Source organism: Trichocoleus sp. FACHB-591 (assembly GCF_014695845.1).
Taxonomy (GTDB): domain Bacteria; phylum Cyanobacteriota; class Cyanobacteriia; order FACHB-46; family FACHB-46; genus Trichocoleus.
The window spans coordinates 121,490-138,797 of sequence record NZ_JACJPA010000110.1; the positions used below are offsets into that span (position 1 = coordinate 121,490).

Genomic DNA, 17,308 nt, shown 5'->3' on the forward strand with positions numbered 1-17,308 from the left:
TATATACAGAGCTGCAAATGAACCTAGCATCGCAGTTTTGCCAAGTTCAGTCTGCCCATTGATGAACAATTGGCACCATTACTTACCAAGTTCCTATTGTTTCTCGTCCCTTTGGTATGTCGGAAGGAGTGGTTCAAGTGAACGCAGCCGAACAGGCCCTCGATCTTGAAACCGCCAGCAAAATCGCCACGGTGGTTAATTTATTTAAGCTAAAGTTTCCTGATGCCAGAGCGGATCTCAAGCCTTGGGCGAATGATTCCGATACCAGGGACTTAGTAGACCCGGACTCAATTGACATTGGGTTTCACTTTCCGGGGCGCAGTCGTTTGTTTCAAAGTCGCAGTATTTTGGTGCAAATCCGGTTGTATCAAGACCCGCTGACGAAAATCCGGCGAGCGATCGGGGTGGAAGCAGTCGGGTTCGACCATAAAGGTAAACAGTGGCGGCTTTCGACGATAGAAAACTGGGCGTTTGAAGGAACGACTCAGCCTGTGCCCGAAATTGCTCAAGAACTAAAAGGATTTTGCCGCGAGATCTTAGAACTGTTCAACTATTCCAGCTAAAACTGGTAGCTACAGAAAAAGGCTGAACTACCAAGAATTAGGTAATTCAGCCTCTGATAAGTTATTGAGTTATTGGGTTTAGCTAACTAGAAAAGCCTTAAGCAACGCCAGCAGGGATTCTGTCGGCTGATTTGACTTGACTTAAGAGCTTGTGCAGCGTTTCGCCTTCAATCACTTCTGTTTCGAGGAGTTGAGTGGCGATCGCCTCCAATAAGTCTCGGTTTTGGTTCAAGATGTCGAGGGCATGTTGATGAGCCGTTTCGACAATGTCCTTAACTTCGCGATCGATCTCTTCGGCCACTTTTTCGCTCACCATGCGGCGAGGATTCATGCCCTCGCCCCCTAGGAACATGCCCTGTTGACCTTTGTCATAGGCGAGCGGCCCAAGTACTTTGCTCATACCGTAGGTTGTGACCATGCGCTCTGCCAAATCGGTAGCGCGTTGAAGGTCATTAGAAGCGCCTGTGGTGATGCTGCCAAAGATAATCTCTTCAGCGGAGCGACCTCCCAGCAACGTGGCAATTTGACCGCGCAGTTCTCCTTCATCCATCAAGAACCGATCTTCAGTAGGAAGCTGCAAGGTGTAACCCAGCGCTGCCATACCGCGTGGAATAATCGAGATTTTTTCCACTCGACCACTGCCAGGAATAAGAGCACCGACTAAAGCGTGACCGACTTCGTGGTAGGCCACGATCTTTTTCTCTTTTTCGTTGAGGACGCGGCTCTTTTTCTCTAAGCCTGCTACCACCCGCTCGATCGCTTCTGCAAAATCTTCTTGCGCTACAGCTTGGCGATTTTGGCGAGCCGCGAGGAGAGCAGCTTCGTTGACCAAGTTGGCTAAGTCAGCGCCCGCAAAGCCAGGAGTGCGAGTGGCGATCGCTCGCAAATTCACATCTGGTCCTAGCTTCACTTTCTGGGCGTGGATTCTGAGAATTTCTTCGCGACCCGATAAGTCTGGGCGATCGACCAACACTTGACGGTCGAAACGGCCTGGGCGTAGCAACGCTGGATCTAAGCTCTCAGGACGGTTGGTTGCCGCTAGCACGATCACAGTCGCGCCACCCGCCGCAAAGCCATCCATTTCAGTGAGCAACTGGTTGAGGGTTTGCTCGCGCTCGTCGTTGCCACCGTAGAAACCACCAGAGGCACGGGACTTACCGATCGCGTCTAATTCATCAATAAAGATGATGCAAGGCGCTTGTTTCTTGGCTTGCTCAAACAAGTCGCGGACACGGGAAGATCCGACACCCACAAACATTTCAACAAACTCAGAACCAGAGATGCTGAAGAAAGGCACACCTGCTTCACCTGCAACTGCCTTCGCCAACAGAGTTTTACCCGTACCCGGAGGGCCGACGAGCAACACACCTTTAGGAATTCGAGCACCAATTTGCAGGAAGCGATCGGGAGTCTTGAGGAAGTCCACAATCTCAACCAGTTCAGTTTTGGCTTCTTCTACGCCTGCCACATCCGCAAATGTGATTTTGGCAGACTCACCTTCCACATAAACTTTGGCCTTGCTCTTGCCAATGGACAGCACGCCGCCTTGAGAGCCACCACCACTCCGAGCAATAAAGAACTGCCAGATGCCGATGAAGATTAGCGGGGGAATCACCCAACTGACGAGGGTGCCGATCCAGCCATTCTTAGGTGGTGGAGTCGCACCAAACTCAACTCCTTTTTCTTCTAAAAGCTTAGGTAAGTTGAGGTCAAAGATGGGCGTAGTGCTGAGAACTTGACCCTGTTGGTCACCTTCTCCTTTCAACTGATAGCGAATTTCGTTTTGGCCTACAGAGGCTCTAGCGACTTCTTGTTCATCAACTTGATGAATGAACAAGCTGTATGGAACTCGGGGTACTTGGGAGGCAAATAAAGTCGGGAAAAATAGATTTACCAACAAAAATAAGCCTGATAGCAATAGCAAGATATTGCCAATTTGGCGAGAACGGGGAGCTTGAGGCTGATCTTTTTTAATTGGCATTTCTGAAAGCTCTTGAATTCTCTTAAAGCAATTGCTTGAATTCTAGAAGTCAAAGAGCGTTCGGGTAAACCTGCTGAAGGGGTGGTTATCCGCTATACCGTTTCCATCCAGTCGAATACGCGATTGAGCTGGTCAAGGGTGATCAACCCATACTGCCAAAGAATCATCGGTAGCTGGCTCATATCTTGCTCCCGATGGCGTAACCCAATAGCGATCGCAGCGGCGGGTACTGCCAACTCCTCTCGCAGAAATTTAATCAATCGGGCCAATCTTCTAGTTTCCATAACGGTTTTTGCGATTTTTTGTTAAAGGATGTGAAGAAAAATATTAAGTATTGAAAAGTATTTTTCAGAATTGATGGCTGAATTATACAAGAAACAGTTGCCTTTCAGGAGCACAAAGGCAGAGGGGATCTCCGTACTTCAGCTCCGATATTTGCTTGAACTGCAATGTACTGTAGCAGCTATAGCCCTCGACTCTTCCTCAAGATCAGTCCTATTCCCATCCAAGAGACAGAACTGAGAAATTAAGGTTCCTGTATCAAATTTGTAAACAGGTCTCTCATTTTTCATTAGTGAGGAGTGAGGGGAGCGGAGTGAGGAGATAGAAAGGATGAAGGATGAAAGAGAACAAAAGAATCGAAACGCTCACACTTAGCCTCGTTTGGAGGGGGTCTGGGGGACGCAACCGTCCCTCAGCGGGAGTTTGAGGGCAAGTGCCCTCAAGGGCTTGGTTCTCAAGTGTCTCACTAAGATTTAGCTCGCTTGCTTCGTCAGCAATCCTTCATCCCACAAACCTCACCCCACCATCTAGCCTAGAGATAACCCGACCCGGTGAGGTGCCATTATGGCTCATTTGCAGCAGCGCCACCCCCAAAATATCAACGGTGATTTTTATGTTGATACAACTTGTATTGACTGCGATACCTGCCGTTGGATGACCCCGGAAGTGTTTCATCGCGAAGATGAGCAGTCAGTAGTCTATCACCAGCCTGTTGATGAAACTGAGCGATTGCGGGCCATGCAAGCCCTGCTCTCTTGCCCCACCTCATCCATTGGCACCGTAGAGAAGCCCACAGATATTAAAACCGCTCAGCATAGCTTGCCAATCCAGTTAGAAGACAATGTCTACCACTGTGGCTACCACGCAGAAAGCTCATATGGGGCTGCTAGTTACTTAATTCAGCGACCCGAAGGCAATGTGTTGGTAGACTCTCCCCGGTTTGCGCCGCCATTGGTAAAGCGACTGGAAGAACTCGGTGGCGTGCGTTATCTCTACCTAACCCATCGAGATGATGTGGCCGACCATCGTAAGTTTCATGACCACTTTGGCTGCGATCGCATCTTGCACCAAGATGAAATTAATCATGGGACGCAGGATGTAGAAATCCAGCTCAAGGGTGCGGAACCTGTGCAATTAGCTCCTGATTTGTTGATTATTCCTGTGCCAGGGCATACGAAAGGTCATACCGTTCTGCTCTATGACCATAGGTTTTTGTTCACAGGCGATCATCTAGCTTGGTCTGAGTCCCGGCAGCAGTTAGTAGCCTTTAGAGATGTGTGCTGGTACTCCTGGCCAGAACTGGTGAAATCGATGCACAAGTTAGCTAAATATGACTTTGAGTGGGTGTTGCCTGGGCATGGTCGTCGCTACCACAGCGATCGCGCCACCATGCAGCAGCAGATGCAAAAATGTTTAGCTTGGATGGATACGGTCTAATGCACCATCATTCCTGACATTTCTGGGGCTGGGACAGAGCATAACTGGTCGAGATGAGTGGCAGGCATCGTTAAGTACAGGACATCTCCCGTTTGAAGGCAGGTGTTGAGTAAGTCCCAACCATGCACTCTGCGTTGCCCAGTTTCCAAATACAACGGGACGAAATCCGCATCCATAGCGGCATCTTTAACAACTCGGTGGCAAAAAGGATGTCCAGCCGTAATCAAGGTTGACAACGCTACCCACAGACTATGCCCTGTCATGCCGTTGCCTAGAATTCTGCCTCCCAGCGCCGCAGCGGCAAAGGTGGGAGCTACCAGTTCTGTGGGACTGAGGACGGCTTCAAAGCCAAATACTTGATGGGCCATCCGGGCAAACGTGGGATCTTGGTAACGCACGATCGCAGTACTTTTGGGAGTTAGACCCTTAGCAGTGAGGGCAATTTCTAAATTGGCAGTATCGTTGCTAGTCACGGCTAGTAAGGCAGAGGCATGAGCCAGGTTAGCTGCCTTAAGCGTAGTCGGTAAACTAGCATCGCCTAAAATGACTGGCACCTTCAAGGCTCTAGCAATGCTTAAAAACCGACAGTTGGCATCCTGCTCAATCGCCACTACGTCATAGCCACAACTCCGCAAGTGCTGCACAATCTGAATTCCAACTCCGCCTAAGCCACAGACAATGTAGTGATGATGAGCTGGAACTTGCACCGTATCCCAAAACTGGCGAAAGCGAGTGCCCAACACAAAGTCATTGAGTAGGGCATAGCAAATCCCAATCACTCCCGCTCCTAATAACATCATTAACGCGGTAAAAACTTTAATGCTGTTAGGAGCCTGCTCTATAACTTGCTCTTCACCACCAGCTCCTGTAATCATGCCGACGGAGAAGTAGAGGGCATCAATGATGGAGGTATGGCGATTGAAACAAACATAGGTGAGTGTGGCAATCAAAATCGTCACTAGCAAAACCAAGGTGACGACAACCATTGACTGACCGTAGCGCTGAAATTGGCGTAAGTTATTCACCAGCTTAGTGCCACGCTGCCGCCAGGATCGTCGCACCGCTTGAACGCTAGCATTCGGCTGACTGCCAATAATTAAGCGATCGCCGACTTGCAAAACTTGTCCTCGAATGACCGCAGAGACTAAGTCCATCCGTTTGTCGGCCGGCAGGTAATAGATCAACATGCGCGATCGCTCATCCCACAGCTCGCTGAGTTTGCGGCCTTGCCAAGGATGGTATTCATCAATGTATTCTTCGTGAATCGGCCAAGTCTGGTTAAACAATCGCAACTGCCCGATGGCTCGGCTGCCCAACGCGGCAAAGGCAAACACAGGAGCCGCTAAAGCTGCCACACTGAGGCTGACATGATGCGTAAGCGTGTGGTCAAGGCGATCGCCCAAACTAGTGTTGAACAAGCGATTGATCACGCGAATGTGAGGATTCAAGACTCTAGCTTGCATCAAAATGGCCAGATTCAAAGCATCATCCGAGCTGGCAATTACCAGCGTATGCGCCTGTTCAATGCCCGCAGCCATCAGAGTTGGCGTGGCCTTTAAGTCCCCGACAATCACATCTGGGTCGGCGAAGCTCAGGGGTTGATCATGAATCCCAATAACTGGGATGCCCTGTTGCCGCAACAAAGAGAAAATTTGATAGCCAGTTCGACCCAGACCACAAACAATAATGCGAGATTCCATAGCGAACCCGGAGCTTGGCAAAGCTGTCTGAGTTCCTATTCTTGGCTAGGACCAGCCGTAGGACTGTAGCTGAAAGTACGGGTTTACAAAACGTTGATTTGTCAGCTTCTTGAGGCTTGGAACGTTTCGTCTTGGCACGCTTTATTGAGGTGTGGTAGTGATGTAGCCGTTCTTTTGCAGGAAATCTCTTAAGTCAATGAAATATTGGCGGCGATCATCGTATGGATAAGCCTGCTGCACCAACTGCCACCCCTCTTGTCCTTGACCGAGCAAGTGCTTATCTGCCAAATAAGCCGCTAAAAACCCTCGAGTGGCGCTGGCTCCAAGGTCTTTGCTAAAGGTGTAGTTTTGCCAATGTTGCACGGCATCTTCATAGATCAATTTAGGGTAGCTGCGGGTTACATTCTGCATCTGCGATCGCCGATATTGCCAAATCTGGATCGGCAGCCCAGAAGCCGCGTGAGCGGTAAATTGAGCATCGAAGCGAGGGTCACCACTGACAAACTCAGGCAAATTATCTTGATCTAAATCTTCGAGCCGATAGCTAGGACTGCCCCAAAATTGCTTGACGTTCCGATAGGCGTTTTGGGTGGCATTGTAGCCATAAATATAAGAAGACGTGCAGCAGTAAGCGCCACCACTGAATAAATCCACCACGACTTCTGGTTCCTGATCGCCATCCAGATCCCGCACTTCCAGATTAGAAAAGCGCTGCAATTCTTCGTCTACTGGTATCGCTGCTTCTAGAACTGTCTGACCGCTGCGACTAATTTGAATCCGAAAATTGTCAGCTAAAGGCTCACGGGGTCGATAGGTCAGTTGCACCCGGACATTTCCCTCCTCAGCAGTCTTGGTCTCCGTCGAAAATTGCTGAGTGTTGGCAATATATTGCGTTGGCACCAATCCAGGCTGAAGCGCTTGACATAAAAATGTGGCTATTTCCGCCCGACTAGCGAAGCGGGTAGGCTCTAGCTGCTGAATTTTAGGATAATTAACGACCAAATTCTTCTCGGTGGCGGCTGCTACGGCGTTGCGCGCATAGTCTGGGATTGCTCCCGCATCTGCATAAGCCGCATTTAGAACTGCTGTTGTTGGCTGTGTTGCCGCATATTTTAAGCCACTCGCTAGCGCCACGAGAGCCTGGACACGGGGAATTGATTGAGTCGGGATAAACTTGCGATCGGGATATCCGGAAAGAAACCCCCGGCGATAAGCTTCCTGAATGGCAGCAGCAGCCCAATAGTTGCTTGGGACATCGACAAATCCGATGGCCTCTCTGACTTGCGGTTGATTTGGAAAACCTTGACGCAAGAGCGCTGCAAACTCTGCTCGTGTCACCGGGTCAGCCGGACGAAACCGACCATCTGGATATCCCTTAATGATCTGCCGTTGCGCTAATTCTCCAATGCAAGCAGCAGCCCAATTGTTTGGCTGTACATCACTAAAACCAGTTGTTTGGGCGATCGCACTAGACAGGCCACTAAATGGTGCGATCGCATTTACTGCTACCCCTAAAGCAGCAACTAAACTCAACCCAACTGGCTTTCTTGCAACAACCACACCAATCTCCTTGCCAAGCTAGTCACACAGGTATTCTAGGTTAGGTGGAGACTTTGAAAGTAGCAATTTTCCAGGGAGCAATCTGGGTGGATTGCAGCGTTCCTGATGAGTTCTCCGGTTCGATCGCTTGCTCCAAAAGATTGACGGGATGAGCGATCGCTAAGCCTAAATCACTTTTTAGCCTTAACTCGGCGGGTTGGCCGTGGCACTCGTAGCACCGCAAGATCCACTGTTGCGGATGATCTTCGGATTGCTTGAAAGCGCTCAAAATCAGGTTTTCAGATTGCAGATCTAAAAACTGGCCTTCAGTGGGCAATGTGGTTGCTGGAGAGTTTAGCGATCGCTCAGTTTCTAACCAAATCGCTTGCAAAGGAATGTTTAGCTCATAACCCTGGCGAACGGTTTGGGCAGTTTGCCAAGTTCCCGCATGAGGGTAAAGGGTATAGGTAAACTGATGCTGTCCGCGATCGGCTTCCGGATCGGGCCAAGTTGCCCCCCGCAGCAAGGTGAGTCGGAGTTGATTCGGTTGGGCATCGTAGCCGTATTTGCAATCATTCAGCAGGCTCACCCCATAGTCATCAGTACTCAAATCAGCCCAGTGGAGGGCGGGTACTTCCCACTTGGCTTTATCTCTTGGTTCTGTGGGGTTGGTGGGGCGGGCGATCGCGCCATAAGGGATTTCGTAAGTGGCCTGCTCTGATGCCACGGTCAAGGGAAAAGCGGCTTTCACCATCACATGCCGTTCTTGCCAGTCAACCTGGGTGACAATCTTGACTACCGGAGCGTCGGCTGGCAGCATATAATCTTGGCAAAATTCTGACTGGCCCAGTTGCCGTATCACTCGCACTCGCTGTAATAATGTGCCGCGATCGAGCCACTGGATTGATTTCAGCTTGGTGGATGGTAATAGGTGTTGGGCATAGTTGGGGTCAATATTCCAAGCATCCCAGTATTGCCCCTGGTCCTGAAAAGCCTGGAGTTGATTGCCTGCGCCATCTAGCACTTCTCGCTGCTGAACTTTGTCCCAAACACTCTTTAGATCGCCTGTTTGTGGATTAACGGTTACGCGCAGAGCTGCATTCTCTAAAACCCATTCGTCAGCGGGCAAAGCAGCTATAGAAAGTTCGGCGATGGCTTGCGGACTTAAGTAGAAAACGCAATATCCCACGCTAGGCACTTCTTTCGCCCAGAACAGTAGAGTTGGCGTTGATTCGCCTTGCTCGTTATAGGTTGTGACCTGGCAAGGCACCGCTTTACCCACTGAGTTGTGTACTTGCCATCCTGATTCGGTGCCCGATGGAATTGGAATCGAAACCACTTGCGATCGCGACCAATTCAAGGAATTAAACACCACAATTGGTCGGGCATCAAAGTGCGGCGGTTCAGGTAGTTGAATGGAAGCGGCGATCGCTTGCAAGCTTGCCTGTAGTACCTCTTGCCCAGTCTGCTCTGCTTCCTGCCAAAGCTGGTTAGCATCGACAAATACTTCTGGAATCGACGACCCTGGCAGAATGTCGTGGAATTGATTAAATAGCACTTTCTTCCACGCTGCCTCTATCTCTGCTTTCGGGTACGCAACGCCAGCCGTCAGCGTTGCCAATGAGGCAAACAATTCTGCTTGGTAAAGCAACTGTTCACAGCGCCGATTCCAGTGCTTCTGCTGTGCGTGCGTCGTGTAGCAGCCTCGGTGGAATTCGAGGTAAAGTTCGTCGTTCCAGGTGGGGCTCCTCTCCCCTCTCCCCTCACTCCTCACCTTCACCAAATACTCCTCTGCCGTTGCAAACTTCAACTGCGGCAAGAAGGGTGAGGTTTGCCAGCGTCGGGCCATTTCTAGCATGTCTCGCGTCGGGCCACCGCCATGATCTCCCACCCCTGGTAGCCACAGCGTTTCGAGATTGCCTGTTTTGGCTTCCCACATCGAGGCGTGCTGGGTCATTTTGATCGGGTCCATGCCTTCGCCAATCGAAGCGGACATCAAGCTGAAAATTTCGGTGCCGTCCGGCGATCGCCACCAAAAGGCTTCGTAGGGGAATTGTGTGGTGTCGTTCCAACGCAGCTTTTGGGTGACGAAGTACTCAATCCTGCCTTGCCTTAAGATTTGGGGCAACTGCCAGCAAAAGCCAAAGGTATCGGGTAGCCAAGCAACTGGGCTAGTTTGACCGAACTTTTCTTGGGTGTAGCGCTGTCCGTACAGCACTTGACGCACAATCGATTCCCCACTGACCACATTGAGTTCTGGTTCCACCCATAAGCCACCCAAAGTTTCCCATCGTCCCGCTGCTACTTGCGCTTGAATAGCAGCAAACAACGCAGGGCGGTTGGTTTCGATCCAGTCGTAGAGCGCCGGAGTGGAATGACAGAAAATCAGCTCTGGAAAGTCTTGCTGGAGTTGCAACACCGACTTGAAGGTGCGCTCAGCGGCTTCCCAGGTTTCACTCATAGGCCATAACCAAGCCAAATCTAAATGCGCATGACCCAACAAGCAAATTTGGCGTTGCTTGATCCAATCACTGTACGGCTGCAAGGTTTGGCGGAGTTGCTGCAAGGATGGGTCAAATGGGCTGGGTGAGCGATCGCTCTGGCTAAGAGTGGTCCAATCCAGCTCTGCGATCGCGGTTGCCAAATCTGCTAATTTCTCCGGCGCAAAAGCGGTGAGGTACTGCTGGAGAACTGCAAGTTCATCAGCGACGAAGCTTGGTTCCACGCGATCGCCCAAGGCTGCGGAACTGGATGTTGCTGAGCCAGATGCCACCTCATAGAGGCAAAGCGATCGCACCAAGGCTCCATCATCATGCCCTGGGCTAACCAAGCGCAGAGCTACGGTGATGGTTTCTCCAAGTTGGGCCGCAGCACTTAACAAAATCCGGGCCGAGCAGTCAAACAAATCACCTTCTTGCACCAACTGCCCATTAACAAAAATCTGGGCAGATTCAGCCCACCAAGTCAGGGCCAAACGCAAAACTAGCCCCTCCAACGGGTAGCCTTGCAAGTCAGCAGGAATCACCAAGCTCTGACCTAGCCACAAGACCTGTCGTCCTTGGGACCAAGCAACATGCTCTCTGGCATTGAGAGTTACCGAAGGCCAAGACTGCCAGTACTGCGGTTGATTGGCCTCAGCGATCGCTAAATCCTCCTCGCACAGATGCCAGCCTGTCTGGACGTTAAGCTGCGTGAGTTGCCGAAGTTGAGTAATTGCCTCAGAGATTTGGGCTTGGAGTTTCGCTGGGTCAGCCATCTTTAGATAGAATCAGGTCACTAGCTGTACAGCCTGATTCACGCTGAAGTCGCTACGCCGTGGCAGCCTGTACACCATCCTCACTTTACAGCAGCCGCCCCGCTGACAACTGCCATGTCCTCCGCCTCTTCTGGTCGCTATCAAAGTCGGTTGTTCAACTTTTTCTCTCGGCAATCGCGTGAGCTTGTAGATCAGTGCGATCGCGCCTTCCGACATGCCAAAGTCGCGACGGTTTGGGGAGCGCAAATTTTGCTTTACCCGATCTACGCTATGTTTCAAGCCACCCGCTTGGTGGGTAAGCAGATTCAAACCTCGGTTGAGACTGAACGACCCTCTTTAGATGCAGCCCAGGCAGTGGCAAGCGATGCAAGCTCAGAACCACCGTCAGCGAACCAAGTGGTTTGTAACGTCTTACAGGTGGTCGAAACGTTTGCCTTACCAGAAGTTGTAGTGCCCCCAATCGCAGCTAATGGCAGTTTAGCGGTTTCTCGGGGCCAGGCTGTGGTGCGCTCCAGCCAATCATCCGCTGCTGCAACCCTCGGTGCAACCAAGACTTCAGTCGCACTAGGCCAGCAGTCAGCGATCGCAATTCAAGGGGTGGCTACAGCTCTAGAAACTCGAACCTTGGTTTTAGTCACCTGCCAAAACCAGATTCTGAATATTTTGACGCTGGAGCAACAACAACAGCTCTACCAACGCATTGTTTGGGAAGTCAGCCACTATCAACGCTACTTACAGATATTGGTTCGCCAGCGATCGCGCTCCCCGCTCCCGCTTCCCAGCGACGACTCCAAAGTTTTACCGCCAGTTCAGTTAGTGCGGCAGATGATGGCTTGGGTACAAACTGGGCCTGTGGCGATCGCGCTCAACTGGTTTCAAGAATCGACTGCGGTAGCCCAGCCCATCCACTTAGAGGAGCCATACTTTAGTAGTTCTGCGACTTTCACGGCTGGAATCTTGCCTATTCCACCCATTCCCTACGAAGCGCTAGCGCCTCTCGACCAAGCGATCGCTCAGCTAGAGGCTCACTCCTTACCGCCAGTGCTGACACTGACTGATGCGTTGGTGCAACGAGGGCAAGGGCTACTCAGCACGGTACGAGCCAAGTTAGTCTCGCTCCCCACGTTCAACCGCTCTACTGCGGACCCTGAGATGGCTCCCCAAGTTGCGGGGGCACCCATGCCACTACAAAGTTTGCTGCGGGCGGCAGTTGACTACTTCTTTGGCGATCGTCATCTAGGCTTATCAGGAACAGGCAATCCATCTCACCCAACCCAAATGGCTGGAGATCAGGCCAACCGCGATCGCTTGTTGACGGGCGACTATGACTGGCACCCCGATCCTTGGTTGAGCTATGAGGATGTTTTCGGTCAGACCTCAAGTGCTACCCGCGATCGCCCCCCGGCTGCCCCGAATGCTTTATCAGAAGCTTTACCCGAACAGGCGATCGTTTCCCCCGCTCCTTTGTCACCAGCACTGCAAGTGCCCATGACGACAGCTAAGAATTTATGGGCCAGGCTGATCAACCGATTTTGGCATCGTGATGCACGAGCTGATGGTGGCGCGATCGTGACAACTCTCGGCTCATCCCAGGATTTAGTTCCTCAATCTGCTCAGACAACTGCAGTGACTCCGTTGCAGAACCGTGGTTTTGGGGCAACTTACAGCACCCCTACGTCAGCGGGATTGCCTCATGTAGGCTCTGGCACAACTGCAACCAGGGATCAGCTCACCGCTAGTAACTTAGCTATGTCCGGTGCGGAGCTAGCGGCTCGTTCTGAAGATTACGGCGAACTCAGCAATACCTGGATTGAGGCAGAAGCCACTACACTTGGTTACGTCAAGCATCCTCTAGAGCGGATTCTCGGCTGGCTCGATCGCGCCATGCTTTGGCTCGAAGAAGTCATGCTCTTAGCAGGGCAATGGTTACAACAGTTGTGGCGCAAGTAGTCTTGGCTCTGATGAAAGTAATTACATTTACCTAGTTGTAGGAAGGCCCCAAAAAGACTTAATGTAACCAAGCAGTCCCTGCTGTAAATCGGTTAGTCTCAACCGCTGGGAACGTCTAGTCAGGAATGGCGTCAAAGCTGACTGAAGCCTGGAGCCAGACTGAGGATTACTAAGACGGCTGAGTAGACTCAAAATTGAGGCAGCATTCCGATATGATTAGAGAGACTTGTCTCTCAAGGTCTTGGTATGGCAACCCTCAAGATTGTGGTCTATATCGTCGTTACACTCTTTATCTGCTTATTTGTGTTTGGATTTCTATCCAGCGATCCTACTCGCAACCCTGGTCGGCGGGATTTGGAATAAGCAGCTACTGATTCATTCCTCAGGCCATAGAATTGCCTCTGAGACGGTTGAGGTAACGTGTCCGGGCTGTCTTGTCGGAATCATTCTGCTAAAGTATGCCCTACCCGGTCCTACCCCCTGAGCCGCCCGCTATTATCAATTCCTTGCCGCCTGAGGAACACAAATCCTCAGTGACGGTTGCAGCGACGGTACTTGAGCCTGCATTCCATGCATCAGAAAACGTTTCTGAAGCTGCTCAGTCTGTCGTGGTAGGGACCTTAAGCGCCCCTACCCCACCAGAAACTTTTGCTCCTGAAAATTCTGCCGCTGATGAGCCTTCCGATGAGCTTGCTTTGCCTGCGGTATTAGCAGCCGAACCTGAGATAGCAGCTCCTCAAGCTCTCCCGCCTGCTGCGGAAAGTCATGCTGAGTCGGCTGCGGCCTTAGGCTCGCCTCAAGTTGTTGAGATTGGAGATACCTCGGTTGCAGCTTCAGAGACCAATTCATTCGCTGAACCTGTCCAATCTGCTAACCATCGCCACTCTGACGTTCACATCAACGCTACAGCTCCTGCGCTGCCGCCTCGCTACACTAACAGCGTTGCAGCTAAGCAACCTACGGCGATCGCAACCTTCATTCCTAGCCTCACGGCTTCATCTAGTCCCCGTTCTACCGCTAGGTCGGGCTCTGCGGCGATCGCACCCACTCGCCCGCTTAAGGCTCCAGTGTCTAGCTCAGCACCCTCTACCGTGGCGACCGTTCCGCCTGCGCCATCCGGTTGGTCGATTGTGGCTACGCCTCCTGCGAGCAATAGCAAGCCGAGTTCTGCCCCCAAGCTGCCCTCCTTGAGTCCGGCAAAACCAACACCTCCTCCAGTCACCCCCGCTGAGCAGCCCCCCGTTCAACCTGTCAGAGAGCGACCTACTCCTCAGCCAGCTCTAGAAACGGCTCCTGAGGTTACTCCTGCGACTGCTCCAAGCACCCCAGCCACTCCGCCTGCTCGCCCTCAGCCTACTGTTTCTCCATCGAATACGCCGACATCGGATACGCCGACATTAGTCATACCAGAATCCACACCGCCAGCCGTGCCACCCCAATCGGTACCTGTGGTCACGCCTCCCAGCCCTGGTACGCAGCCTAGCGCTGACCCTGCCACCAGTGGCGTGATCGAACTCAGTGCCGATCGCCAGGAATATGACGAACAGCGGCGGGTGTTTACGGCTGAAGGTAACGTTTTGATGCGATTTCGAGGAGCCGTCCTCGATACCGAGCGCCTCCAAGTCAATATTCCGAATCGTCTGGCAGTCGCTGAAGGTGACGTAGCGCTCACTCGTGGCGAACAAGTTCTACGCGGCGATCGCTTTGAGTACAACTTTGTGCAAAACACAGGCACGATCGCAGGGGCGAGGGGTGAGATTTTCTTGCCGTCGGCAAGCACCGATTTTGCCCCCACATTACCAACGGATGTGAGTGCTGGCGTCACCTATGACCGCCCGTTGAGCGATCGCGTTACCGCAGCTCAGCCGACTCAAAATGTTTTTAGCCCTGGGGGAATCAATGTAGGAACAGGTGTGGGTCAAGATGCACCCACTGCGGTTCAGGGAGGCTCCGTGCGGCGGCTGCGGTTTGAGGCGGGGCAAATCGCCTTCAACCCGAGAGGTTGGCAAGCCCAGAATGTCCGAATTACCAATGACCCGTTCTCGCCCCCCGAATTGGAGTTACGCGCGGATGAGGCGACACTGACTAACCTTTCTCCACTCCGGGATGAAGTGAGAGCCAAACGGCCTCGGCTAGTGTTTGACCAACGCTTCTCTCTACCGCTGCTGCGATCGCGGGTGATACTCGATCGCCGGGAACGCGATCCTGCTCTACTACAGTTTGGCTACGACGAGGAAGATCGAGGTGGCTTGTTTGTCCAAAGTACGTTTGAGCCGATTTCCAGCGAGAAGATTCGCTTTAGCGTCACGCCTCAGTTCTTTATTCAAAAAGCCCTGACAGATAGTAATGGGGCTATCTTTGATCCTTCTGTCTATGGCTTAAAAACCAAGTTGACGGCTAATCTCAGCCCTCGCACCACGCTGACCAGCTCCGTAACACTGAACAGCTTAGATCCCAGCGATTTTGATGAAGAAGCACGAGCTAATGTGCGTTTGCGTCAACTCCAAGTCGCAGGCAACCACACCTTAGCGCTTGACTATAGCTACCGCGATCGCCTCTTCAATGGCTCTTTGGGTTATCAGGATGTGCAGAGTAGCTTGGGTGCCTTCTTGATTTCTCCGGTGGTGCCTTTAGGAAATACCGGAATCAGCCTGAGCTACCAAGCGGGAGCCCAATTTGTCACGGCTGACAGCGATCGCCTGGATTTACTTGATGCCAATCGCAGTAACAATCGGTTGAGCTTGGGACGTTTTGAGGCCAGCGCTGCTCTGAATAAAGGATTCTCCCTTTGGCAAGGCAAAGCTTTACCGCCCACTGCTACCGAAGGTCTACGATATACTCCCGCTCCGGTAGTGCCTTATTTGCAACTATTTACTGGAGTCAGAGGGGTTGCCAACGGCTATACCAGTGGCGACAGCCAAACGACTCTAACTGGCACCATTGGGTTGCAAGGACAGGTAGGTCATTTTTCTCGGCGCTTCTTTGACTACACAGGTTTCAATCTCAGCTACTCGCAAAGTGCGATTGGCGGTCAATCTCCCTTCTTATTCGATCGAGTCGTGGATGATAAAGTCGTCTCCGCTGGGATTTTGCAGCAGATTTACGGCCCATTCCGCCTCGGATTTCAAACCGCAATCAATGTGGATACAGGCAATGAAATTAGTACGGATTACATCTTAGAATACAGCCGCCGCACCTATGGAGTGACGGCACGCTACAACCCAGTTTTATCGATTGGTTCCATTGGCTTACGCATCAGTGACTTCAACTGGAGCGGCGGAACAGAACCCTTTGCGGGCACTGGTATCCGCCCCGTAGAGGGGGGTGTGGTGCGGCCCACCAACGACTAATCCTCCTTAAGTCATTTGAATCTAAGGGCGATTTGCGGTTTAATGGCAAAATCCGTCGCTACTCCAGTCTGCTAACTTTTGTAGACTGCGTTGGGGCCGAAGATCCGTTGTCAATCAGCTTAGACCTAGGTCCCACCCTCCTGCGAAAAGCGATCGCAGTTTGCCTAAGCTAATTTGAAAGGGGGATGCAGTAAACAATTGAGATGACAGAATCAGTAAAAGACTCTGTGAGCGCAAATGCAGCGGCTCTGCTGATTCACTACAGCTTTGACCTCAATGGCTACACTGCTGATGAATTAGTGGCTGCTTGGACAGGTATCTATCAACCGCTTTGGATACGCTCAGCCGTCATTGAAGCCTTGTATCAAGGGCGTTACAAGGGGATTTCGGTTGAGCAAATCTTGGCGTTGTGGCTACGTCGAGGGCAACCGCTTTATCATTTCAACCATGAATTTGAACGCATTGTTTGCAGTAAATTCCCGCAGGTGCTAGTGCCCAAACCTGCTACTGCAAGGGAAATTGTGGCTTTGCCACCCCCCAGGTTTCCGCCCCAGTCTCACTGGCGCTACTTGCTGCCCGCAGCGGTCACCCAGACTGACAACCTATCTACGGCTCCGGTTAAGGTAGCGGCGACCGAGTTGCCCTCCATCGCAATCTCCTCGCCACCGCTCCAAAATGAAGGACTAAACCTTGCGTCTGTCGCTGGGGAGGAGCAACCAGACCAGGTTGGGGCTACTAGGTTAGAAAACGCTTCCGAACCAACCGTGGCTGCGTCAGCTTCCAACTCAAGCTATGCCCCAATGGATGCTGTGGCCGCAGAGCCGATATCAATGGCGCTAGAGCCGAGCATCGATGAATCTGAAGTTGTTGCAGAATCCAACGCTCTATCTAACCCGACATTACCCCTAACTTCCAGCTCCAGCCTGGCTGAAATGGCAGTTGAGTCAGACATGGCTTCGGATGGAGCCCTAGAATCTGTTCTAGAAGAAGCCGATCGCCTACTCTCTGACTTGTCAATCACAGGCAGCGAAGCTTCTGGTTCAGAGATGACTCAAGCAGGCCAAGCAAAGCCCGAACCGATTCACCAGTTTGTACCGCCTCCGGAATCCTCTGAGTTCTATAGCAAGCTCAAGGCCGTGGCCCAACCCCAAGAAAACTCCCTCGTTCTATCCGAACCCTTAAGTCCTAGCGAAACCAAGAGTCAGCGGGTCTGAAAAATGTTTGAGCTTGCCCTACATCATGCCTAGATG

The 17,308-nt window shown here is 51.8% G+C and carries 11 protein-coding genes; 6 read left to right on the forward strand and 5 right to left on the reverse strand.

Going from position 1 to position 17,308, the window contains the following annotated elements; all coding sequences use genetic code 11:
* Window positions 1-137: 137 nt before the first annotated feature.
* Window positions 138-563: a hypothetical protein gene (locus tag H6F90_RS23975; protein WP_190434343.1), complete on the forward strand. Its 426-nt coding sequence runs from the start codon at window positions 138-140 to the stop codon at window positions 561-563.
* Between the two features lie 97 nt (window positions 564-660).
* Here the strand turns inward: H6F90_RS23975 and ftsH4 are convergent, their stop codons facing one another.
* Entirely contained in the window at window positions 661-2,544 is a 1,884-nt protein-coding gene (ftsH4, locus tag H6F90_RS23980; RefSeq protein WP_190554608.1) for an ATP-dependent zinc metalloprotease FtsH4, read from the reverse strand.
* A gap of 92 nt (window positions 2,545-2,636) precedes the next feature.
* Entirely contained in the window at window positions 2,637-2,828 is a 192-nt protein-coding gene (locus H6F90_RS23985) for a DUF2949 domain-containing protein (protein WP_190433933.1), read from the reverse strand.
* 562 nt (window positions 2,829-3,390) lie between these two features.
* On the opposite strand from H6F90_RS23985, the gene H6F90_RS23990 reads away from it, so the two are divergent.
* Window positions 3,391-4,263 (forward strand): MBL fold metallo-hydrolase, encoded by an 873-nt coding sequence (locus H6F90_RS23990; protein ID WP_190554609.1) that lies wholly within the window; start codon window positions 3,391-3,393, stop codon window positions 4,261-4,263.
* On the opposite strand, the gene H6F90_RS23995 is transcribed toward H6F90_RS23990, so the two are convergent.
* From H6F90_RS23995 to H6F90_RS24005, 3 genes are all read right to left on the reverse strand, one after another.
* Window positions 4,260-5,963: a TrkA family potassium uptake protein gene (locus H6F90_RS23995; RefSeq protein ID WP_190554610.1), complete on the reverse strand. Its 1,704-nt coding sequence runs from the start codon at window positions 5,961-5,963 to the stop codon at window positions 4,260-4,262. The two genes, H6F90_RS23990 and H6F90_RS23995, sit on opposite strands and share 4 nt — an antisense overlap.
* A gap of 141 nt (window positions 5,964-6,104) precedes the next feature.
* Window positions 6,105-7,523, reverse strand: a complete 1,419-nt coding sequence (locus H6F90_RS24000; RefSeq protein ID WP_370588080.1) for an S-layer homology domain-containing protein — start codon at window positions 7,521-7,523, stop codon at window positions 6,105-6,107.
* 40 nt (window positions 7,524-7,563) lie between these two features.
* Complete coding sequence (locus tag H6F90_RS24005) at window positions 7,564-10,758, reverse strand: alpha-mannosidase (RefSeq protein WP_190554611.1); 3,195 nt, start codon at window positions 10,756-10,758, stop codon at window positions 7,564-7,566.
* A gap of 114 nt (window positions 10,759-10,872) precedes the next feature.
* On the opposite strand from H6F90_RS24005, the gene H6F90_RS24010 reads away from it, so the two are divergent.
* The 4 genes from H6F90_RS24010 (at window position 10,873) to H6F90_RS30230 (ending at window position 17,272) form a co-directional block, all read left to right on the forward strand.
* Entirely contained in the window at window positions 10,873-12,708 is a 1,836-nt protein-coding gene (locus H6F90_RS24010; RefSeq protein ID WP_190554612.1) for a hypothetical protein, read from the forward strand.
* A gap of 246 nt (window positions 12,709-12,954) precedes the next feature.
* Window positions 12,955-13,071 carry a photosystem II reaction center protein I gene (locus H6F90_RS24015; RefSeq protein ID WP_190433921.1) on the forward strand — a complete coding sequence of 39 codons (117 nt, stop codon included), beginning with the start codon at window positions 12,955-12,957 and terminating at the stop codon, window positions 13,069-13,071.
* Between the two features lie 95 nt (window positions 13,072-13,166).
* Window positions 13,167-16,058: a DUF3769 domain-containing protein gene (locus H6F90_RS24020; RefSeq protein ID WP_190554613.1), complete on the forward strand. Its 2,892-nt coding sequence runs from the start codon at window positions 13,167-13,169 to the stop codon at window positions 16,056-16,058.
* A 203-nt stretch (window positions 16,059-16,261) separates the two neighbouring features.
* Window positions 16,262-17,272 (forward strand): hypothetical protein, encoded by a 1,011-nt coding sequence (locus H6F90_RS30230; RefSeq protein ID WP_199296130.1) that lies wholly within the window; start codon window positions 16,262-16,264, stop codon window positions 17,270-17,272.
* Window positions 17,273-17,308: the final 36 nt, after the last annotated feature.

Coding starts and splice junctions, on each gene's coding strand:
- ftsH4 (WP_190554608.1), bottom strand. CDS start 2,544: ATGCCAATTAAAAAAGATCAGCCTCAAGCTCCCCGTTCTCGCCAAATT.
- H6F90_RS23985 (WP_190433933.1), bottom strand. CDS start 2,828: ATGGAAACTAGAAGATTGGCCCGATTGATTAAATTTCTGCGAGAGGAG.
- H6F90_RS23990 (WP_190554609.1), top strand. CDS start 3,391: ATGGCTCATTTGCAGCAGCGCCACCCCCAAAATATCAACGGTGATTTT.
- H6F90_RS23995 (WP_190554610.1), bottom strand. CDS start 5,963: ATGGAATCTCGCATTATTGTTTGTGGTCTGGGTCGAACTGGCTATCAA.
- H6F90_RS24005 (WP_190554611.1), bottom strand. CDS start 10,758: ATGGCTGACCCAGCGAAACTCCAAGCCCAAATCTCTGAGGCAATTACT.
- H6F90_RS24010 (WP_190554612.1), top strand. CDS start 10,873: ATGTCCTCCGCCTCTTCTGGTCGCTATCAAAGTCGGTTGTTCAACTTT.
- H6F90_RS24015 (WP_190433921.1), top strand. CDS start 12,955: ATGGCAACCCTCAAGATTGTGGTCTATATCGTCGTTACACTCTTTATC.
- H6F90_RS24020 (WP_190554613.1), top strand. CDS start 13,167: ATGCCCTACCCGGTCCTACCCCCTGAGCCGCCCGCTATTATCAATTCC.
- H6F90_RS30230 (WP_199296130.1), top strand. CDS start 16,262: ATGACAGAATCAGTAAAAGACTCTGTGAGCGCAAATGCAGCGGCTCTG.